Origin of the sequence: Flagellimonas lutimaris (assembly GCF_051494225.1) — a bacterium.
In the GTDB taxonomy this organism is placed as follows: domain Bacteria; phylum Bacteroidota; class Bacteroidia; order Flavobacteriales; family Flavobacteriaceae; genus Flagellimonas; species Flagellimonas lutimaris_A.
This window is the reverse complement of sequence record NZ_JBNPYE010000010.1, coordinates 109,601-127,790: the sequence shown is the minus strand read 5'-3', so window position 1 is coordinate 127,790 and position 18,190 is coordinate 109,601. Positions and strand designations below refer to the sequence as shown.

18 protein-coding genes and 1 tRNA gene are annotated in these 18,190 nt (G+C 41.1%); 16 read left to right on the top strand and 3 right to left on the bottom strand.

Annotation, left to right across the window (positions count from 1 at the left end):
- Positions 1-39 precede the first annotated feature (39 nt).
- A tRNA-Leu gene (locus tag ACQQ5U_RS16695) sits at positions 40-121 on the bottom strand.
- A gap of 161 nt (positions 122-282) precedes the next feature.
- On the opposite strand from ACQQ5U_RS16695, the gene ACQQ5U_RS16690 reads away from it, so the two are divergent.
- The 3 genes from ACQQ5U_RS16690 (at position 283) to pth (ending at position 2,604) form a co-directional block, all read left to right on the top strand.
- Positions 283-1,224 carry a ribose-phosphate pyrophosphokinase gene (locus ACQQ5U_RS16690; RefSeq protein WP_437399279.1) on the top strand — a complete coding sequence of 314 codons (942 nt, stop codon included), beginning with the start codon at positions 283-285 and terminating at the stop codon, positions 1,222-1,224.
- 19 nt (positions 1,225-1,243) lie between these two features.
- On the top strand, positions 1,244-1,885 hold the full coding sequence (locus ACQQ5U_RS16685) for a 50S ribosomal protein L25/general stress protein Ctc (protein WP_437399277.1): 642 nt from the start codon (positions 1,244-1,246) through the stop codon (positions 1,883-1,885).
- A gap of 89 nt (positions 1,886-1,974) precedes the next feature.
- Positions 1,975-2,604, top strand: a complete 630-nt coding sequence (pth, locus tag ACQQ5U_RS16680; protein WP_437399275.1) for an aminoacyl-tRNA hydrolase — start codon at positions 1,975-1,977, stop codon at positions 2,602-2,604.
- 2 nt (positions 2,605-2,606) lie between these two features.
- Here pth and ACQQ5U_RS16675 read toward each other — a convergent pair whose 3' ends face one another.
- Entirely contained in the window at positions 2,607-3,293 is a 687-nt protein-coding gene (locus ACQQ5U_RS16675; RefSeq protein WP_437399274.1) for a hypothetical protein, read from the bottom strand.
- Positions 3,290-7,081: a reprolysin-like metallopeptidase gene (locus ACQQ5U_RS16670; RefSeq protein WP_437399272.1), complete on the bottom strand. Its 3,792-nt coding sequence runs from the start codon at positions 7,079-7,081 to the stop codon at positions 3,290-3,292. The genes ACQQ5U_RS16675 and ACQQ5U_RS16670 overlap by 4 nt, the downstream gene beginning before the upstream one ends.
- Positions 7,082-7,138: 57 nt before the next feature.
- Here ACQQ5U_RS16670 and ACQQ5U_RS16665 point away from each other — a divergent pair, with 57 nt between their 5' ends.
- The 13 genes from ACQQ5U_RS16665 to ACQQ5U_RS16605 all read left to right on the top strand — a co-directional run bounded on the left by ACQQ5U_RS16665 (position 7,139) and on the right by ACQQ5U_RS16605 (position 18,113).
- Positions 7,139-8,068, top strand: a complete 930-nt coding sequence (locus ACQQ5U_RS16665) for a bifunctional riboflavin kinase/FAD synthetase (RefSeq protein WP_437399271.1) — start codon at positions 7,139-7,141, stop codon at positions 8,066-8,068.
- Entirely contained in the window at positions 8,069-9,385 is a 1,317-nt protein-coding gene (locus ACQQ5U_RS16660) for an HTTM domain-containing protein (protein WP_437399269.1), read from the top strand. It begins immediately after the preceding gene.
- A gap of 50 nt (positions 9,386-9,435) precedes the next feature.
- Entirely contained in the window at positions 9,436-10,707 is a 1,272-nt protein-coding gene (serS, locus tag ACQQ5U_RS16655; protein ID WP_437399267.1) for a serine--tRNA ligase, read from the top strand.
- 104 nt (positions 10,708-10,811) lie between these two features.
- Complete coding sequence (locus ACQQ5U_RS16650) at positions 10,812-12,569, top strand: tetratricopeptide repeat protein (protein WP_437399265.1); 1,758 nt, start codon at positions 10,812-10,814, stop codon at positions 12,567-12,569.
- Between the two features lie 30 nt (positions 12,570-12,599).
- Positions 12,600-12,917, top strand: coding sequence for a DUF4286 family protein (locus ACQQ5U_RS16645; protein ID WP_437399263.1), 318 nt, complete (start codon positions 12,600-12,602; stop codon positions 12,915-12,917).
- A 4-nt stretch (positions 12,918-12,921) separates the two neighbouring features.
- Positions 12,922-13,230: a gamma-glutamylcyclotransferase family protein gene (locus tag ACQQ5U_RS16640; protein WP_437399261.1), complete on the top strand. Its 309-nt coding sequence runs from the start codon at positions 12,922-12,924 to the stop codon at positions 13,228-13,230.
- 18 nt (positions 13,231-13,248) lie between these two features.
- Positions 13,249-14,121, top strand: a complete 873-nt coding sequence (rsmA, locus tag ACQQ5U_RS16635) for a 16S rRNA (adenine(1518)-N(6)/adenine(1519)-N(6))-dimethyltransferase RsmA (RefSeq protein WP_437399259.1) — start codon at positions 13,249-13,251, stop codon at positions 14,119-14,121.
- Positions 14,108-15,460, top strand: coding sequence for a magnesium transporter (mgtE, locus tag ACQQ5U_RS16630; RefSeq protein WP_437399257.1), 1,353 nt, complete (start codon positions 14,108-14,110; stop codon positions 15,458-15,460). The genes rsmA and mgtE overlap by 14 nt, the downstream gene beginning before the upstream one ends.
- A 9-nt stretch (positions 15,461-15,469) precedes the next feature.
- Positions 15,470-15,835 (top strand): cupin domain-containing protein, encoded by a 366-nt coding sequence (locus ACQQ5U_RS16625; RefSeq protein ID WP_437399256.1) that lies wholly within the window; start codon positions 15,470-15,472, stop codon positions 15,833-15,835.
- Between the two features lie 19 nt (positions 15,836-15,854).
- Positions 15,855-16,787, top strand: coding sequence for a 2-hydroxyacid dehydrogenase (locus tag ACQQ5U_RS16620; protein ID WP_437399255.1), 933 nt, complete (start codon positions 15,855-15,857; stop codon positions 16,785-16,787).
- 60 nt (positions 16,788-16,847) lie between these two features.
- Positions 16,848-17,306 (top strand): DUF1801 domain-containing protein, encoded by a 459-nt coding sequence (locus ACQQ5U_RS16615; protein WP_437399254.1) that lies wholly within the window; start codon positions 16,848-16,850, stop codon positions 17,304-17,306.
- On the top strand, positions 17,303-17,689 hold the full coding sequence (locus ACQQ5U_RS16610; protein WP_437399252.1) for a VOC family protein: 387 nt from the start codon (positions 17,303-17,305) through the stop codon (positions 17,687-17,689). The genes ACQQ5U_RS16615 and ACQQ5U_RS16610 overlap by 4 nt, the downstream gene beginning before the upstream one ends.
- A 52-nt stretch (positions 17,690-17,741) precedes the next feature.
- Positions 17,742-18,113, top strand: a complete 372-nt coding sequence (locus ACQQ5U_RS16605; RefSeq protein WP_437399250.1) for an NINE protein — start codon at positions 17,742-17,744, stop codon at positions 18,111-18,113.
- The last annotated feature ends 77 nt before the right edge of the window (positions 18,114-18,190 follow it).

Here is an 18,190-nt window from a genome sequence, read left to right as displayed (position 1 = left end):
AAAAAACCCTGACAACAAATGTTATCAGGGTTTTTGAAGTACCTTGGGAGGGAATCGAACCCTCACTCCCGAAGGAACTGGATTTTGAATCCAGCGCGTCTACCAGTTCCGCCACCAAGGCATTGGTGTCACATTTTTCAAATGCGAGTGCAAAGCTAAAAAAATAATTTTATATATCACCAAAAAATACTTTCATTTATCCTTTAGCAACCCGATTTAATTCTTAAATTTGCACCTCCTTATTAAAAAGTACTTTAAAACGCTAGTTAACAAGAGATTGTAATGGCCTATCAAGTTCCAGAACCTAAGATTTTTGCTTGCACCCAAAGCATTGAACTGGGCGAGAAGATTGCCGCTTCCTATGGCGCAGAATTGGGAAAAGTCCAATTCTCAAGATATAGTGACGGTGAATTTCAGCCTTCGTTCGAGGAATCCATTCGGGGAGCACGAATTTTCATAATCGGTTCCACCAATCCAAGTTCGGAAAACTTGATGGAAATGTTGCTGATGCTGGATGCCGCCAAAAGAGCTTCTGCAAGGCATATAACAGCCGTTATGCCTTACTTTGGTTGGGCCAGACAAGACAGAAAGGATAAACCGCGAGTTCCCATTGCTGCAAAATTGGTAGCTAAAATGTTGGAAACCGCAGGCGCCACAAGAATAATAACCATGGACCTGCATGCAGATCAAATCCAAGGTTTTTTCGAAAAGCCGGTAGATCATCTGTTTGCATCCACTCTATTCTTACCTTATTTAAAAGGTTTGAATCTTGACAACCTATGTATCGCATCCCCGGATATGGGAGGTTCCAAAAGAGCCTATGCTTATTCAAAAGCGCTGGAATGCGATGTGGTAATCTGTTACAAGCAAAGGGCCAAGGCCAATGTTATTTCCCATATGGAACTGATAGGTGACGTAAAGGGGAAAAATGTAGTGTTAGCTGATGATATGGTCGATACGGCAGGCACCCTTACCAGAGCTGCAGATTTGATGATGGAGAGAGGTGCAGTAAGTGTACGTGCTGTAACCACCCACGGACTTTTATCGGGTGATGCGTACGAAAAAATAGAAAAATCAAAGTTGACTGAATTAATCGTAACCGATTCCATTCCAGTAGACAAAGATAAAAGCAAAATAAAGATATTGTCTTGTGCCGACCTGTTTGCAGATGTAATGCACCGAGTGCACCACAACACATCCATATCTTCAAAATTTTTAATGTAAATCAATTTAATATATAACAATGAAGTCAATTACAATCAAAGGATCCCAAAGAGAAAGCGTGGGCAAGGTTTCTACCAAAGCCTTACGTAATGCTGGAAAGGTCCCTTGCGTGCTGTACGGAGGGGATAAACCATTGCATTTTTCAGCTAATGAAATCGCATTCAAAGACTTGGTGTACACCCCAAACGCGCACACCGTAGTAATTGAATTGGAGGATGGTGAAAAGTTTGCCGCCGTATTACAGGACATTCAATTTCACCCTGTAACGGACAAGATTCTCCACATTGATTTCTACCAATTGTTCGAAGACAAACCAATCACCATGAATATCCCAGTACGTTTGGAAGGAAGTTCTCCAGGGGTAAAAAATGGTGGTCGCTTGCTATTTAGAAAGAGAAAACTTTCTATTAGAGCATTGCCCGATTTGCTTCCCGATTTTATTACTGTGGACATTTCCAAATTAAGAATCGGTCAAACTATTGCCGTAGAAACCATTCTTAACGACGACTACACATTCTTACACCCGGATAGTACCGCTATCGTTCAGGTGAAAGCTTCTAGAACATCTGTTGATGAAGTGCTTGAAGATGAAGATGAAGAAGGTGTAGAAGGTGAGGCTACCGAAGGTGGTGAAGCACCAGAAGCCGAAGCTGCAGAATAGCACTTTGAAGATTTTGCAAGAGCATCCCCTTTTTACTTTGGTAAAAATTTGGGATGCTTTTGTATTTTTAGACCAATCAAATACAGCCGATGCTCAATTTTATCAATAAGCTTTTTGGCTCATCAAAAACACTACAGCAAGAAACCGACCCCATGAAAAAATTTTTGATCATTGGTCTTGGAAATATCGGACCCGACTACGAGGAAACCCGTCACAACATAGGATTCAAGATTCTTGATTTTTTGGCAGAACAGGAGGATTTTACTTTTGAAAGTGCCAAATTGGGAGCTGTTGCCACTTTTAAGCACAAAGGAAAAAGTGTTGTTTGTCTAAAGCCTTCCACTTATATGAATTTGAGCGGGAAAGCAGTAAAATATTGGATGGACAAGGAAAATATAACCTTGGACAATGTTTTGATTATTACGGATGACATCAACCTTCCTTTTGGCTCCATCCGATTAAAAGGTAAAGGAAGTGATGGTGGCCACAATGGGTTAAAGGACATCCAAAATGTATTGCAAACCACCAATTACAACCGCTTTAGGTTTGGTGTTGGCGCTGACTTTAGTAAAGGCAAACAAGTGGATTATGTTTTGGGCAAATGGGATAATGACCAGCAAAAGGCCATGCCGGAACGACTTAAAATATCAACCGACCTTATACGATCTTTCGTGTTCGCAGGTGCAAAAAACACCATGAATCTGTTCAATGGCAAGTAAATTTATAAGACCTTAAAATCGAATACTCCTGAATCTGAAGTATTACCTTCCAAATCGGTTGTAACCACTTTCCAATAATAAACAATTCCAGATTCTACAGCGACTGGTAATTCCATTGTAGAAGCATTCGTAATTCCAAGGGAGGTCGTTGGCGGTTCTGTATCTGAGAAAAAGACCTCAAAAGATTCAATATCACCGTCCACGTCTGCACCAGACCATTCCAAAACAACTTCATTGGCAATGTTCCTTTGCACTGTAGAACCAGAAGCAGGCTTAACTACTTGCGCGGGAAAGGGGGTATAGGTAGTTTGTGACCCTGCATTATAGAATAACCACGTTGCACTGGAAGCTACTTGGTCAGAATCAGAATTTCGAGATGTGACGGACCATGCAAATGGTGTTCCTTTGGTAATCGTAAGACTGGCAGAAGTTGTGGCCGTAGATATATTTTGTGGCACATTGGTTTCCAAATTCACAACACTAAGGGTATAACTGTCCGTATTATTGGATGCCATCCACCTAAAAGTAATCTGAGTAGACATTTGATTGATATCGGTACCGGTAGTGCACTCGGAATTTTCTTCAGGAAACACCAACATTGCCCCTTCCGGTGCTGGAGGAGGGCCATCATCACCCCCACAAGAAACCAATAAAGCTATTATGGACAGCCAAATTATATTCCGAATCATCTTTTTATAAGTTTAAACATTTCTTTTACTCCAGCTTTATCAACTCGTAGATAATAAATCCCTTTGGTAAGATTGGATAGATCCAATTGAAGGTCATCTCCAAAAGCCATTCTATTCTCCGTTCGCACCAGTCTACCATTGGCCGTAAATATTTGAATTCCCACGTTTCCTTCGTAACCACCCAAATACACTTCTGTAGTGCTATATGCGGGATTGGGTGAAAGAATAGGTCGGGAGGAATAAAATAAAGTCTTCTCAATGACTCCTTGACATGGGAGGTTGGAATATACTTTTAATGTGTTAACACCCTCTTTTAAGGCAAGTTGAATGTTGGGCAATTCCGTTTGAGTGACCAACCCATTAAGCTCTACATTATAAAATGTGGCGCCACTCAATTCCACACTCAATATACCCGAGTCTATCAAAGCGTTGATATCCAGAATATCTGGCTGGGTAATTATAGCGTTGAAACATACCTCCTGATAGGTAATCATACCATTTGTCCCAGTAATACAAAGAGAATATTCACCAGCAGTTAAATTATTAAAGGTTATAGAGTCCGTAAAATCAAACGATTCCGTACCACTTGCACCATTCAGAACGGCAGTATAAGTAATGGAAGTATCAAAAGGTGTTACCGTAATGGAGCCATTATTGCTACTACGGCAAGTTTCACTTTCTATTTCCACTTCAAAATTATCCGAAGCAAATCTGTAAATTGCACATCCATCGGTATTTACCTCAACACCTTTGGGTGTGCCCAAACAAAGGTCATCACCATCATCAAAAACACCATCTTCGTCCTCGTCCGGCCTATAGCTTCCCTCAATACATATTTCCAAAGAAAATGCCTTCAACGTCCCTCCATCACTTGCTGCGGTATCCTGTATTTCCAATATCCACTCCCCTAAAATAGATTCGCCCTTTAATGAAGCCAATGATCCTAGAGGTGTTACCGTTCCAGAAATCGCAGGGCTTCCTGTACACTCAATGGGGTTTCCATCATCATCAAAAACCGCATTAATGTTGTTTAAGTCTCCGCATGTATTAGAAATCAATGTTACCTCTGTCCCTGCTGGTGAAATCAGCGTTATAATCAAGTCTTCCAAATAAGTGTGGTCCAATTCCAAGTTAACATTCACATCGGATATAGGTAAATCTTCCAAAAAAAGCACTGATGTGGTCACTGTTGGTGTACCAGAAGATAAAATAGTAAGGGGCAGGTCGTTAGGTTCTTTGTTCTTACAGTCAACTTGTGATGTGATAAAATTAAATGCGGTTCCAAAAGTTCCTGTTCCACAGCCATTATTTGGTCGAACCCTCCAAAAATACTCGGTTTGTGCCAATAAACCGGTTGTTTTAAAGGTTGTAAATGGAACTGAGGCAGATTCAACAATATTGGTGAAGCCAGCATCGGTAGCAACCTCAATATCATAACCGGAATACAGCGGATTTTCTTCCCAAACGAGTTCAGCATCCAAAGAGATTCCACCCTCTCCATTAGCAGGTGACAATAGTGCTACATCGGAAAAAGTACCGTCCTGTACCGTTAGAACAAGAACCACACTTTTGGTAACCGATGCAGCGGTCGAAGTAATTGTAATATCATAAACACCAGGAGCAACACCATTGGTATTGGATAAGGTCAGGTCCACCGATGTATTATCGGCACTTGCTGCTGTTGGAGAAAAGCTTGCGGACAAACCTGCTGGAACATCTGCCGAGAATGTCGAATTTTCATTAAACCCAACATAGGTTTCATATACAAAAGGAATTATCAAATCATTCGGTTGGCAGACCTCATATTTAAGTTCGGCAAAATTTAAGACTACTTCAGATTGCTCAATGGTAAAGTCGGTAGCATTAACCGCAAAAAATATATTATCGCTTGCTTTTACCATGATTCGAGCAGTAGTTGTAACATCACCTGGCAATTGTACTTCTTCGGAGCCATCATTAACAGTGTTTTCCAATAAAATGATGGGATACGTTAACCCTCCGTCCAAAGAAAGAAAAATATCCACGGTTTGAGCATTTACTGGAGCAATATCCGTATTTGCCACATCCCATGTAATTTCTTGAACCGATCCTGCCTGATAAACCTCGCTGGCTGCTTGGGAAGTAACCAAAAAAGGACCTGCCGCCTTAATGACGTTAACATCCAAAACATCAGAAACCACTTGCCCTCCACCTGCTGCGTTATCGCGTACGGTAAAGGCAAAACCAAGATTTCGTTCGATATCAGAAACTGATTCCCAAGCATCTCCTTCCAATGGGTCGGTTTGGGTTAGATTACCTTGAGCAACTTCAGATAATTTAGGAAAATATCTTTTTGGGTCGGTACTAGGTGGAAGAGACCTAAAATTGGCCCCGCTAGGATTGGTAGGCCCGAAAGAGGTCGTTGTCACCACACCATCATCTATCTGTTCCCATGTATAGGTTAGCACATCCCCTACATCGGGATCGGTCGCAATACCTTCCAAAACAAAAGCAGTGCCCTTTGGGATTGTATAATCACCTACCGAAGTAAGTATTGGTGGGGAGTTAACCAGTGCATTTGTCTGTCCACAAGAAGTCGTTTCCAAATAGGAGGATATCTGAAGAATGCTATAGTAATGAAAATAATCATCGCCATTGGGCGCCACATTATTTCCATCAACAATTCCTGCATAGCCCATAATGGTACTACCACTTGCCGGTTCTGCCTGAACTCCAGTACCTTCAGATTCAAATGACCACGTATGGTTGGCACCAAATTGATGTCCAAGCTCATGCGCAACATAATCCAAATCGAACACATCACCTTGTGGGTTAAATCCTGATGAAAAAGCACTTCCCTTTCTATTATCCACACACACAGCACCAACAAAACCAGCATTACCATTATCCTCTCCTTCTCCAACTTTATGAAAAAGATGGCCCACATCGTAGTTTTCTTCTCCAATTATAGAAGTAATGGTAGCCTGTACTTCAGAATTCAAACTACTTTCATAAGGATCCGTATTAGCATTCGTAAAAATAATAAGGTCATTATTCGCGATAAGCTCCAAGGTAACACCAAGGTCCGTTTCAAAAACCTCGTTTACCCTTGTTAGAGTGGCATTGATTCCTGCAAGAGCATCTTCCACAGTTCCTCCCATTTCCTCGGTATATTCTCCCGTTGCGGAAACTGCAATTCTATATGTTCGTAAAACTTGGTCGTCCACCAGAGGTGTAATGGTTTTTGATGATACGCCCGATGATTTACCTGCACCACCAAACAAATCTTTACTGGTTGCACAAATGAAATTTTTTGTGGAAATACCGGACTCTTCATTGTACAGAACATAGGCATCCTGTTTATTGGAAACGGGCTCCATAAAAGCCGTACGGTTATTCTGAAGGTCAACAACCATAGTCTGCAAACCTTTATGCGAGCTACTAAGCTTCACTTTATACCTCCCATCTAAGCTTATACCTGTAAACGATTTTATATTCGGGTATTTCTTTGCTAGGTCTGGATGAAGCACAGAAGTTTCCTTTAAATTAAAGGGGACAACTTTACCCGTATTGTTGGGCAGGTATACAATTTGTTTGTTGCTTTTTGATGTTGAAAAAGATTTCATCTCATTGGAAAAAACCTGTTTATCCAATGTTAAAACCTTTTTGGCTCCAGAAATATCTCTTAAGGAGACACTTCGTAAGTCTGCTTGTTTGGGGATGCTTTTCCAATATCCTTGCTGTCCGTAAATGCAAAAGCAGCTAAAAAATATGGTTATTGAAAAAACAAGATGTAACTTCGCTTTCATACTCGGTTAGGGCATAGTATAATTTCAAATGTAAGCCTTTTTTTATTTCTTGATCAGTTGGAAGCAATCCACGACATTTCTCATTTTAAGGACATTCCGTACCAAACGGTGGTGACTATCGGTACTTTCGATGGCGTACACCTCGGACATCGTAAGATATTGGAACGCCTCACAAATAGTGCCAAAAACACAGGCTTAAAATCCACAGTGCTCACTTTTTTCCCACATCCCCGTATGGTATTGCAAAAAGATGTGGACATTAAATTATTGAACACGCTCGAGGAAAAGAAACAGATTTTGGAGACTTTGGGATTGGATTATTTGATTATTCACCCCTTTACCAAACAATTTTCAAGACTTTCTGCCATTGATTTTGTCCGCGACATTCTGGTGAACAATATCAAGGCAAAAAGAATCATTATTGGTTACGACCATAGATTTGGGCGTAACCGAAATGCCAACATTAACGACCTGATTTCCTTTGGAAATACATTCGATTTTGAAGTGGAAGAAATTCCAGCCCAAGAAATTGATGATGTCTCCGTAAGCTCCACTAAAATTAGAAAGGCCTTATTGGAGGGCGATGTGGAAACCGCCAACAACTATCTAAGCTATGCCTACATGCTTACTGGGACGGTAAAAAAAGGAAAGGGTCTGGGAAAAGGATTCGGTTTCCCAACTGCTAATCTTCATATCGCCGAAGAATATAAACTTATCCCAAAAAATGGTGCATATGTGGTGAAAAGTAATCTTGAGGGCAAGGATTATTTTGGAATGATGAATATTGGCTTCAATCCAACCGTAGATGGCTCCCAGAAAAGTATAGAGGTCAATTTTTTTGAATTTGAAGGAGACCTCTACGATAAAAAAATCCAGGTGGAACTGCTGCACCGCATACGTGATGAGCACAAATTCAACTCAGTTGAAGAACTTAAGGAGCAATTAAAAAAAGACAAAAGCCTCTCTTTGGACTTAATTTCCAAATAAATGCTGAGCCAATTTCTATTTAAGAAGATTGACAACGCTCAACTTGTGGTTTTCAGGATATTTTATGGGTTATTGGTCAGCGCCGAATGTTATGGAGCCATTGCCACAGGTTGGGTACGCCGAACCTTGGTGGAGCCCCAATTTACTTTTTCCTTTATCGGGTTCGAATGGCTGCAACCATTACCAGGAAACGGCATGTACATTTATTTTGCCGTGATGGGCACCTTGGGACTATTGATCGCTTTTGGATACAAATACCGATTTAGCGCATTGGCTTTTGCCATACTATGGTCGGGGGTGTATTTAATGCAGAAAACATCCTATAACAACCACTATTATTTGTTGATGCTGCTCGCCTACATTATGGCATTTCTTCCAGCGAACCGAGATGCATCCTTAGATGCAAAATTGCAATCAAAATTACACTCGCAGACCATGTTTAACTGGATACGGTGGACCATCATATTTCAGCTCTTCATTGTATACACCTACGCATCGGTGGCCAAACTATACGCCGATTGGTTGGATTTTAGCATGGTCGATGTATTGATGGGTTCAAAAAGGGAATATTATCTTATCGGGGACTTCCTCCAACAAAAATGGGTGCACAAAATAGTGGCGTTTTTCGGAATCTTTTTTGATTTGCTTATTGTACCTGCCCTACTCTGGAAACGGACCAGGAAAGTTGCCTTTGTGTTGTCGATTTTCTTTCACTTGTTCAATAGCATTGTATTTCAGATTGGTATTTTCCCATACCTATCACTCGCATTTACGGTATTCTTTTTTGAACCGCAGACCATCCGGAATATCTTTTTAAAGACCAAAACGATAGTTCCGGAGACCAAAATCGTCGTTCCGAATACAAAAAAAATCACATTGACGGTTTTGGGCATTTATTTTCTGTTCCAATTGGCCTTACCACTTCGGCACCATTTTTTTAAGGATGATGTACTTTGGACCGAAGAAGGTCACCGTTTGAGCTGGCGTATGATGTTGCGCAGTCGTGATGGAAGAATCACCTATAAAGTGGTAAACTCCAAAACCAAGGACACCACAAAAATCAAGCTGAACGATTATCTCACCATAAAACAACAACGGAGAATAGCCTGCTATCCCGACTTTACCTGGCAGTTTGCCCAACATCTCAAGAGAGAATATGCCCAAAATGATGAACAGATACAAGTATTTGTGGAGAACAAAGTCAAGATAAATCAAAAACCATATCAACAATTTATTGATCCCACTGTTGATTTAGCCAACGTTCCTTGGAAACATTTTACCCATAACGACTGGATTCTACCCTCTCCCAAGGAATAAAGTTGGGCACTTGTTCAGATTAAATTAAATTTGCGGCTCAAAACAAGGCCATGCTTCAAATACAGAACATCAGGGAAAACAAGGAAAGTATCATCACCGCTTTAAAAAAGCGTAACATCGATGCAGAACCAATGGTATCAAAGGTTTTGGAACTCGACGAAAAAAGGCGCTCCATCCAAACCGAACTGGACGCCACCCTGGCCGAATCCAATAAACTTTCCAAGGAAATCGGTATGCTTTTCAAAACAGGAAAGGCGCAAGAAGCCAATATGCTAAAGGAAAAAACCGCTGGACTCAAAGAAGCATCAAAAAAATTAGGGGATGATTTAAACACTACTGCTAATGAACTTCAGCAGCAATTGTATTTAATTCCGAACGTTCCCCACGATTCAGTACCTGCTGGTAGCTCTGAAGAAGACAATGAAGAGGTTTTTAGGGAAGGTGATATTCCAACATTATCGGAAAAAGCGCTTCCGCACTGGGAACTGGCCAAAAAATACGACATTATAGATTTTGAGCTAGGTGTTAAAATTACAGGGGCAGGCTTCCCCGTATACAAAGGAAAAGGTGCTCGTTTGCAACGCGCCTTGATCGCTTACTTCTTGGACAAAAATACCGAAGCTGGCTATACCGAAATGCAGGTACCTTTAATGGTAAACGAAGATTCTGGTTATGGAACAGGTCAGTTGCCCGATAAAGAAGGGCAAATGTATCACGTACAGGCAGATGATCTGTACCTGATTCCAACCGCCGAAGTGCCTGTGACCAACTTGCACCGCGGGGATTTGTTGGCAGAAAGTGATTTTCCCATCAAATACACGGGCTACACCCCTTGTTTCCGTCGCGAAGCAGGAAGTTATGGGGCACACGTTCGCGGTTTGAACCGTTTGCACCAGTTTGACAAAGTCGAAATCGTGCGCTTGGAGCACCCCGATAATTCATACCAAGCCTTGGATGAAATGGTAGAGCACGTAAAAACAATTTTACGTGAATTGAAACTGCCTTACCGAATCCTTCGTCTTTGCGGAGGGGATCTAGGCTTCACTTCTGCTCTAACTTTTGATTTTGAAGTTTTCTCGACTGCTCAGGATCGTTGGTTGGAAATCAGTTCCGTATCCAACTTTGAGACTTTTCAGGCCAATCGCCTAAAGCTCCGTTACAAGGACGAAAATGGAAAAAGCCAATTGGCACATACCTTGAACGGAAGTTCATTGGCATTACCAAGGGTTTTGGCCGGAATCTTGGAAAACTATCAAACCGATGAGGGCATTAAAATACCCGAGGTTTTGGTTCCTTACTGCGGTTTTGATATCATCGATTAGGCATTTCAACCAATTATTTGGATTCGCTTAACAGAATCCCCCACATTTCTGCGTTATATTTGAAATAAAACAAGCCATTGCAACGTCTTTTATTTCTTATAGTAATGCTATCCGGTCTTATTGGGTTGGGGCAAGAAGATTTCTTGGCCAAACAGTACTTTCAGGATGGCGATTTTGAGAAAGCCGTGGTGTTCTATGAAAAATTGGTGGATACCAATCCTAGGCGTACCGACTATGCCGAAGGACTGGTGGCCTGCTACCAACAATTGGAACGCTATGATGATGCAGAGACATTTTTACTTCAAAAAATAGAGGACAGTTATGCCTTTCCTACTTTTTATATTGAGTTAGGGTACAATTTTACCCTAAAAAATGAAGCGGAAAAGGCCGATACCTACTACGTTAAGGCCATCAACAAAATAGAGGATAATCCAAACTACGGGTATAGTGTAGGATATCGATTCCAAAAATATGCGCTGTTGGATTATGCCATCCAAGCTTACACCAAGGCAATGGAATTGAAGCCTGACCTCAACTACGATTTTCAATTGGCGCGCATTTATGGGGAACAGGGCGACATCGCAAAAATGTACCAGTCATACCTCAACCTTATTTGGGAGGGACGGACATCCCGTTCCAACGTACTTCGAAACATTGATGATTTTATCTCAGAAGACCCTTCGGACGAAAATAATATGCTCTTGCGAAAAGTCCTGCTTCAAAATGCCCAAAAAACCCCCGACATTCTCTGGAACGAATTATTAAGCTGGCTTTTTGTACAGCAAAAGCAATACAATAGTGCTTTTGGTCAGGAAAAGGCCATTTACAAACGAAGCGAAGGGCAATCCGTGGACCGATTGGAAAACTTGGGAAGCATAGCTTTGGAGGATAAAGACTTGGAAACAGCTACTTCCATCTACGAATATATTGTAGACAATACGGAAAATCCACGAACCAAACTTAATGCAGAACTGAGCTTGATTGATATCGCGTTGGAACATCCGACAGAAAAAGTTATAAAAGATGTGGAAAAGCAATTTAAGGATTTGGTGGAGGAATATGGAAACCAGAGCAGAACCCTCCAACTACAGATTGCATATGCAAACTTCCTGACCTTTAGAAAAGAGCAGCCCGAACCTGCAATTGCCATGCTCAAACAAAGTTTGGAACTTCCGATGGGCCGAATGACCATGGCTTATGTTAAATTGGCACTCGGTGACATTCTGGTATTCGACCAAAGATTTAACGAAGCCTTGATTCTATTTACTCAAGTGCAGAAAAGCGTCAAAAATGATGTCCTTGGTCAAGATGCTCGCTTTAAAGTGGCCCAGACCAGTTTTTACAAAGGTGATTTTGATTGGGCCCTTACCCAACTTAAGGTGTTGCGAAGTTCCACTTCCCAGCTCATCGCCAACGACGCCATGCAATTAAGTTTGCTGATTTCGGACAACTCTCTTGAAGATTCCACCCAAACCGCTCTAAAAAAATATGCCAGGGCAGACTTACTGGCCTATCAAAATAAAAACAAAGAGGCCATTGAGTCTCTGGAAGATATCTTGCAGAACCATAAAGGAGAAAAAATTGAAGATGAAGCCCTGCTGAAACAAGCAGAGTTATTGATAGAGCAGAAGAATTATGAAAGTGCCAAGTTCAACTATCAAAAGATCGTGGAGTTCTATGGTGATGGCATTTTGGCCGATGATGCACACTTTGCGCTGGGAGAATTGTACGAAAACATATTGAACGAACCCGAAAAGGCAAAGAGCCATTACGAGAAAATCATTTACAATTATCAGGATAGTTACTATTTCCCCCAAGCCCGCAAGAATTTTAGGAGGCTACGTGGGGATGCGATTAACTAATTTTACCCTCAAAAAAAACAGACGAAGCAAATGCTCATATACAACGTAACCATCAATATAGATGAAAGTGTGCACGACCAATGGTTGGATTGGATGAAGGACAAACACCTGCCCGATATGCTCGCTACAGGAAAATTTTCGCACGCCAAAATGGTAAAGGTTTTGGTGGAAGAGGACATGGGAGGCATCACCTACTCCGTACAATACACTACTCAAAGCAGAGATACTTTGGAAGCTTATTACAAAGAGGACGCCGACCGCTTACGTGCCGATGCACAACAAATGTTTCCTAATAAATTTGTGGCCTTTAGAACCGAGTTGGAGGTCGTTAGTCAACAAATCCCATAAAATTTTGGAATATCTGTTTTCCTACGGAACACTTCAAGACCTTCAGGTGCAGGAATATATTTTTGGTCGCCTGCTCAAAGGAAAAGAAGATGCTGCATTGGGTTTCAAAAAAATGGAGAATGCAGTTTATGGTCGTTACCCTCTGGTTGTCAATACAAACAATGCTGAAGATAAAGTAACGGGAATGGCTTATGAGGTAAATGATGCTGACCTTAAAAAAGCAGATATTTACGAAACCAGTGCTTACAAACGGAAAAAGTTCCCTTTGGAATCTGGGGACGAAGCTTGGATCTATATCGAAAATTCCAACTAACTTGCAAAAAAACCATCCGTGTCCAAAAAGAAAAAGAAGAAGTACTCCAACGGTGCCTCGCACAAAAATAAATATGCGCAAGAAGATAGTGCGGTAAAGGCAAAAAAGCACCTAGGCCAGCATTTCCTCAAAGATGAATCCGTTGCCAAAAAAATAGCTCAGACCCTTTCTTTGGACGGATACTCCAATGTTATAGAAATTGGCCCTGGAATGGGGGTGCTCACCAAACATTTGCTTCAACGGAATCTGGATTTGGTGGCCATGGATTTGGACGAAGAATCCATTGTTTACCTCAACCACAGCTTTCCTTTGGAACATGCTGAAATTTTAAAAAGTAACAATCGACTTAACATCATCGAGGCAGACTTCCTCAAGTTTGACCTGACCCAACTTTATGGTGACGAACAGTTTGCCATAACCGGAAACTTCCCTTACAACATCTCTAGCCAAATTGTTTTTAAAATGTTGGAAATGCGAAAACAGGTTCCCGAATTCTCTGGAATGTTCCAAAAAGAAGTGGCCAAACGCATCTGTGAAGGACCTGGAAGCAAAACTTACGGAATACTTTCTGTTTTTGTTCAGGCCTATTACGATGCTGAATATTTATTTACCGTACCTCCAGGAGTTTTTGACCCGCCACCAAAAGTGGATTCCGGAGTCTTACGCCTCACCCGAAAAAAAGAGCTGAGCCTGCCGTGCGATGAACGTCTTTTCTTTAAAGTGGTAAAAACAGCATTTAACCAAAGACGTAAAACCTTACGTAACAGTCTTAAAGTCTTCAACCTTTCCGATAATCTAAAAGAAGATACTATCTTTGACCAACGCCCTGAACAGCTAAGTGTAGCTGATTTTATAACGTTGACACAGAAGATAGCCAATGACCCCATTTAAACTCACAGACGAACTTTTAGAAGAAATCAGGCAACTGATTGCGGAAAAAAAGAACGCCGAACTTCAGGCCATGATGAAGGAGTTCCACTATGCCGATATTGCGGAGATAGCGGACGAACTTGAGGTGGAAGAGGCCACCTATCTAATTAAGCTTCTGGACAGCGAAAAAACTTCGGACATCCTTGCGGAAATGCACGAAGATATCCGTGAAGCTGTACTTAAAAACCTTACGGCCAAGGAAATTGCAGGAGAGCTATCGGAATTGGATACGGATGATGCCGCAGATATCATCAACGAACTTCCAAAGGAAATTGTTCAGGAAGTTATCTCCGAGATAGAAGACCGTGACCATGCCAAGGACATTGTGGATCTTTTGCGTTATGAGGATGATTCCGCTGGTGGACTAATGGCCAAAGAGCTTGTAAAAGTGAATGAAAATTGGACCGTTACTACCTGTATCAAGGAAATGCGCGCCCAAGCAGAAAATGTAACCCGAGTACACTCCATTTACGTTGTGGATGATGAAGGTAAACTTAAAGGTAGACTTTCCTTAAAAGATTTACTAACCACCTCTTCCAAAACACATATCAAGAATGTTTACATTCCCAAAGTAGATTCGGTAAACGTTAACGAAAAAGGTGAGGAAGTCGCCAAGATCATGTCCAAATATGATTTGGAAGCCATTCCCGTTGTGGACGAGATTGGACGTTTGGTTGGTCGAATTACCATTGACGATATTGTGGATGTTATTCGAGAAGAAGCCGATAAAGATTACCAAATGGCTGCTGGTATCTCACAAGATGTAGAGGTAAGCGATAGTATTTGGATACTTACACGTGCCCGCCTACCTTGGTTGATATTGGGCCTTTTAGGAGGACTTGGGGCTGCCGCAATCATGGGAACTTTTGAGGATATGATATCCAAGCACGCCGTGTTGTTCTTCTTTACCCCCTTGATTGCAGCTATGGCAGGTAATGTTGGAGTACAATCAAGTGCCATTGTGGTACAAGGTCTGGCCAACGATGATTTAAAGGGAAGTGTACGAAACCATCTTCTAAAAGAGATGCTATTGGCACTCTTAAATGGATTTATCCTTGCTATATTACTTTTGACCTTCACTTGGATTTGGAAAGGCGCCTTTGCTACCGCTTTGGCCATATCGCTTTCGTTGATTGTGGTAATCGTTGTAGCAGGGTTCATTGGCACTTTTATTCCTTTGTTTCTCCATAAAAGGAATATTGACCCCGCAATTGCCACGGGTCCGTTTATCACTACAAGCAACGATATTTTTGGTATCCTGATCTATTTTTGGATCGCCAAAGTAATTTTAGGGATTTAAATCCAAAGTATGAAACCCATCAACCTAAAAGAAAAACACGCCGAGTTCACCAAACAATGGCATCCACATCAAATTGCGGTAGTGGACGATATGCAAGTGCTTTTAGCCAAATTGCAAGGAGAATTTGTTTGGCATGCCCACGAGAACGAAGACGAATTGTTCCAAGTAATAAAAGGCACACTATACATGCAATATCGTGATGGAACGGAGGTTGTGAACGAAGGAGAGATTATTGTAGTGCCCAAAGGCGTTGAACATAACCCCATGACCAAAAACGGTGAAGAAGTTCATGTACTTCTGTTCGAAAAAATCAGCACAGCACACACCGGCAATGTCCAACACAAAAAAACACAGACACACTACCCAAAAATCTAGGAGTTGTATATTTGCCCTCATGAAAGTTCTCCACCTAGACACCAATCACCCCTTGCTTATAGAACAATTTGCAGAGCTTGGGTTCGAAAATGATGAAGACTACACATCCAGCAAAGAACAAATAGAGAAAAAAATCCATTTGTACGATGGAATCATTATTCGAAGTAGGTTCACTATTGATCAACAATTTTTGGACAAGGCCACCAATCTTAAATTTATTGGAAGAGTCGGTGCCGGATTGGAAAATATTGATGTTGAGCATGCCAAATTCAAAGAGGTTTTTCTCGCATCGGCCCCGGAAGGCAACCGAAATGCTGTAGGCGAACATTCTTTAGGTATGTTACTTTCCCTAATGAACCAAATGTGCAAGGCCAATCGGCAAGTAAAGAAAGGAAAATGGAAACGTGAGAACAATCGTGGTGTAGAACTGGATGGCAAAACCGTAGGGATTATTGGCTACGGGAATATGGGCAAGGCCTTTGCCAAAAAACTCCGTGGTTTCGATACAGAGGTCATCTGCTACGACATTGTGGGAGGTGTAGGTGATGACAATGCGAGACAGGTTGGGATTATGGAATTTCAACAACGGTCGGATGTCGTCAGTTTGCATGTTCCCGAAACCGAGGAAACCGTTGGAATGATAAATTCAGAGTTTATTGAAGCATTCCATAAACCATTTTGGTTACTGAATACCGCTCGCGGCAAATGCGTGGTGACCAAGGATTTGGTTGAAGGTTTAAAATCAGGAAAAGTTCTAGGGGCAGGGCTGGACGTATTGGAATATGAGAAAAAGTCTTTTGAGAATATGTTCGTACAAAAACCAAAAGCTTTTAAATATCTACGCAAAGCCAAAAATGTACTACTCACTCCACATGTTGCCGGTTGGACGGTGGAAAGCAAGGAAAAGTTGGCCCAGACCATTGTTGACAAAGTCAAGGAGAAATTTTGTTAACTTTATAAACCTTATCTCCCCTACTTTTGGCTCTGGCAATTCAATATTGATTGAACATACATGACCATAGATGCCAAAACACCCAACGAGTATATCGAAAAGCTCCCTGTTGAGCGAAAAGAAGCTGTTGCCAAAATTCGGGATACAATTAAAAACAATTTACCAAAAGGTTTCGAGGAGTGCATCAACTATAAAATGATAGGTTTTGTAGTGCCCCATTCCATGTATCCAAATGGGTATCATTGCGACCCTAAACTTCCACTTCCCTTTATCAATATTGCATCACAGAAAAACTTTGTTGCATTATACCATATGGGAATTTATGCCAATAAAGCTTTGCTCGATTGGTTTGTGGACGAGTACCCCGAACACGTGAGCACAAAACTGGATATGGGCAAAAGCTGTATCCGATTTAAGAACATGAACAAAATACCATATGCATTGATAGCGGAGCTCTGCCAAAAAATGACTCCAAAGCAATGGATTGCGTTGTACGAAAAAAACACTAATAAATCATGAAAAACAGGGTAACAGGACTGGGCGGCTTTTTCTTTAAGAGCAAGGACCCGGACAAAATCAAGGATTGGTACAAAAGCCATTTAGGATTGAACACCGACCAATATGGCTGCACGTTTTGGTGGAAGGACAAGGAGGGCAAGGATTGCTCTACCCAATGGAGTCCTATGGATGAAAAAACCGAATATTTTAAGCCAAGTGAAAAGCAGTTTATGATGAATTTTAGGGTAGAAAACTTGGTAGAACTGCTCGAGGTCCTAAAAAAAGAAGGTGTTACCGTAGTGGGTGAAATGGAAGAATACGAATACGGTAAATTTGGTTGGATCTTGGATCCCGAAGGCAACAAATTGGAACTATGGGAACCAGTTGACAAAGCCTTTCTTTAAGTATTGATTTATTTGCTACATTTAACATACATTAACCAACACATCTACAAACATGTCAGAAGAAGAGAAAAAAGACTTTGGCGATAAAGCAGAAGAAGCTGCCAAAGATTTTAAAGAAGAAGCCAAAAAAACTGCGAAAGAATTTAAGGAGGGTCTTAAAGACGCAGGAGGTGATAATAAAAAAATCCTTGCTGGTATCTTAGCTATTTTACTAGGAGGATTTGGTGTTCACAAATTTATTTTGGGCTATAATAAGGAAGGTATCATCTTACTTGCCGTGACTATTATATTGGGTGCCATAACATGCGGAATTGGTGCTTCGGCAGCATGGATCATTGGTTTGATAGAAGGTATCATCTACCTCACCAAATCTGATGAAGAGTTTTATAACACGTATCAGGTTGGCAAAAAGCCTTGGTTCTAAAAAAAATTAAAAGCCGGATAAATTTAACTGGCTTTTTTTAATTTTAAATTCATCGTAATATTACAATCATTAAACAT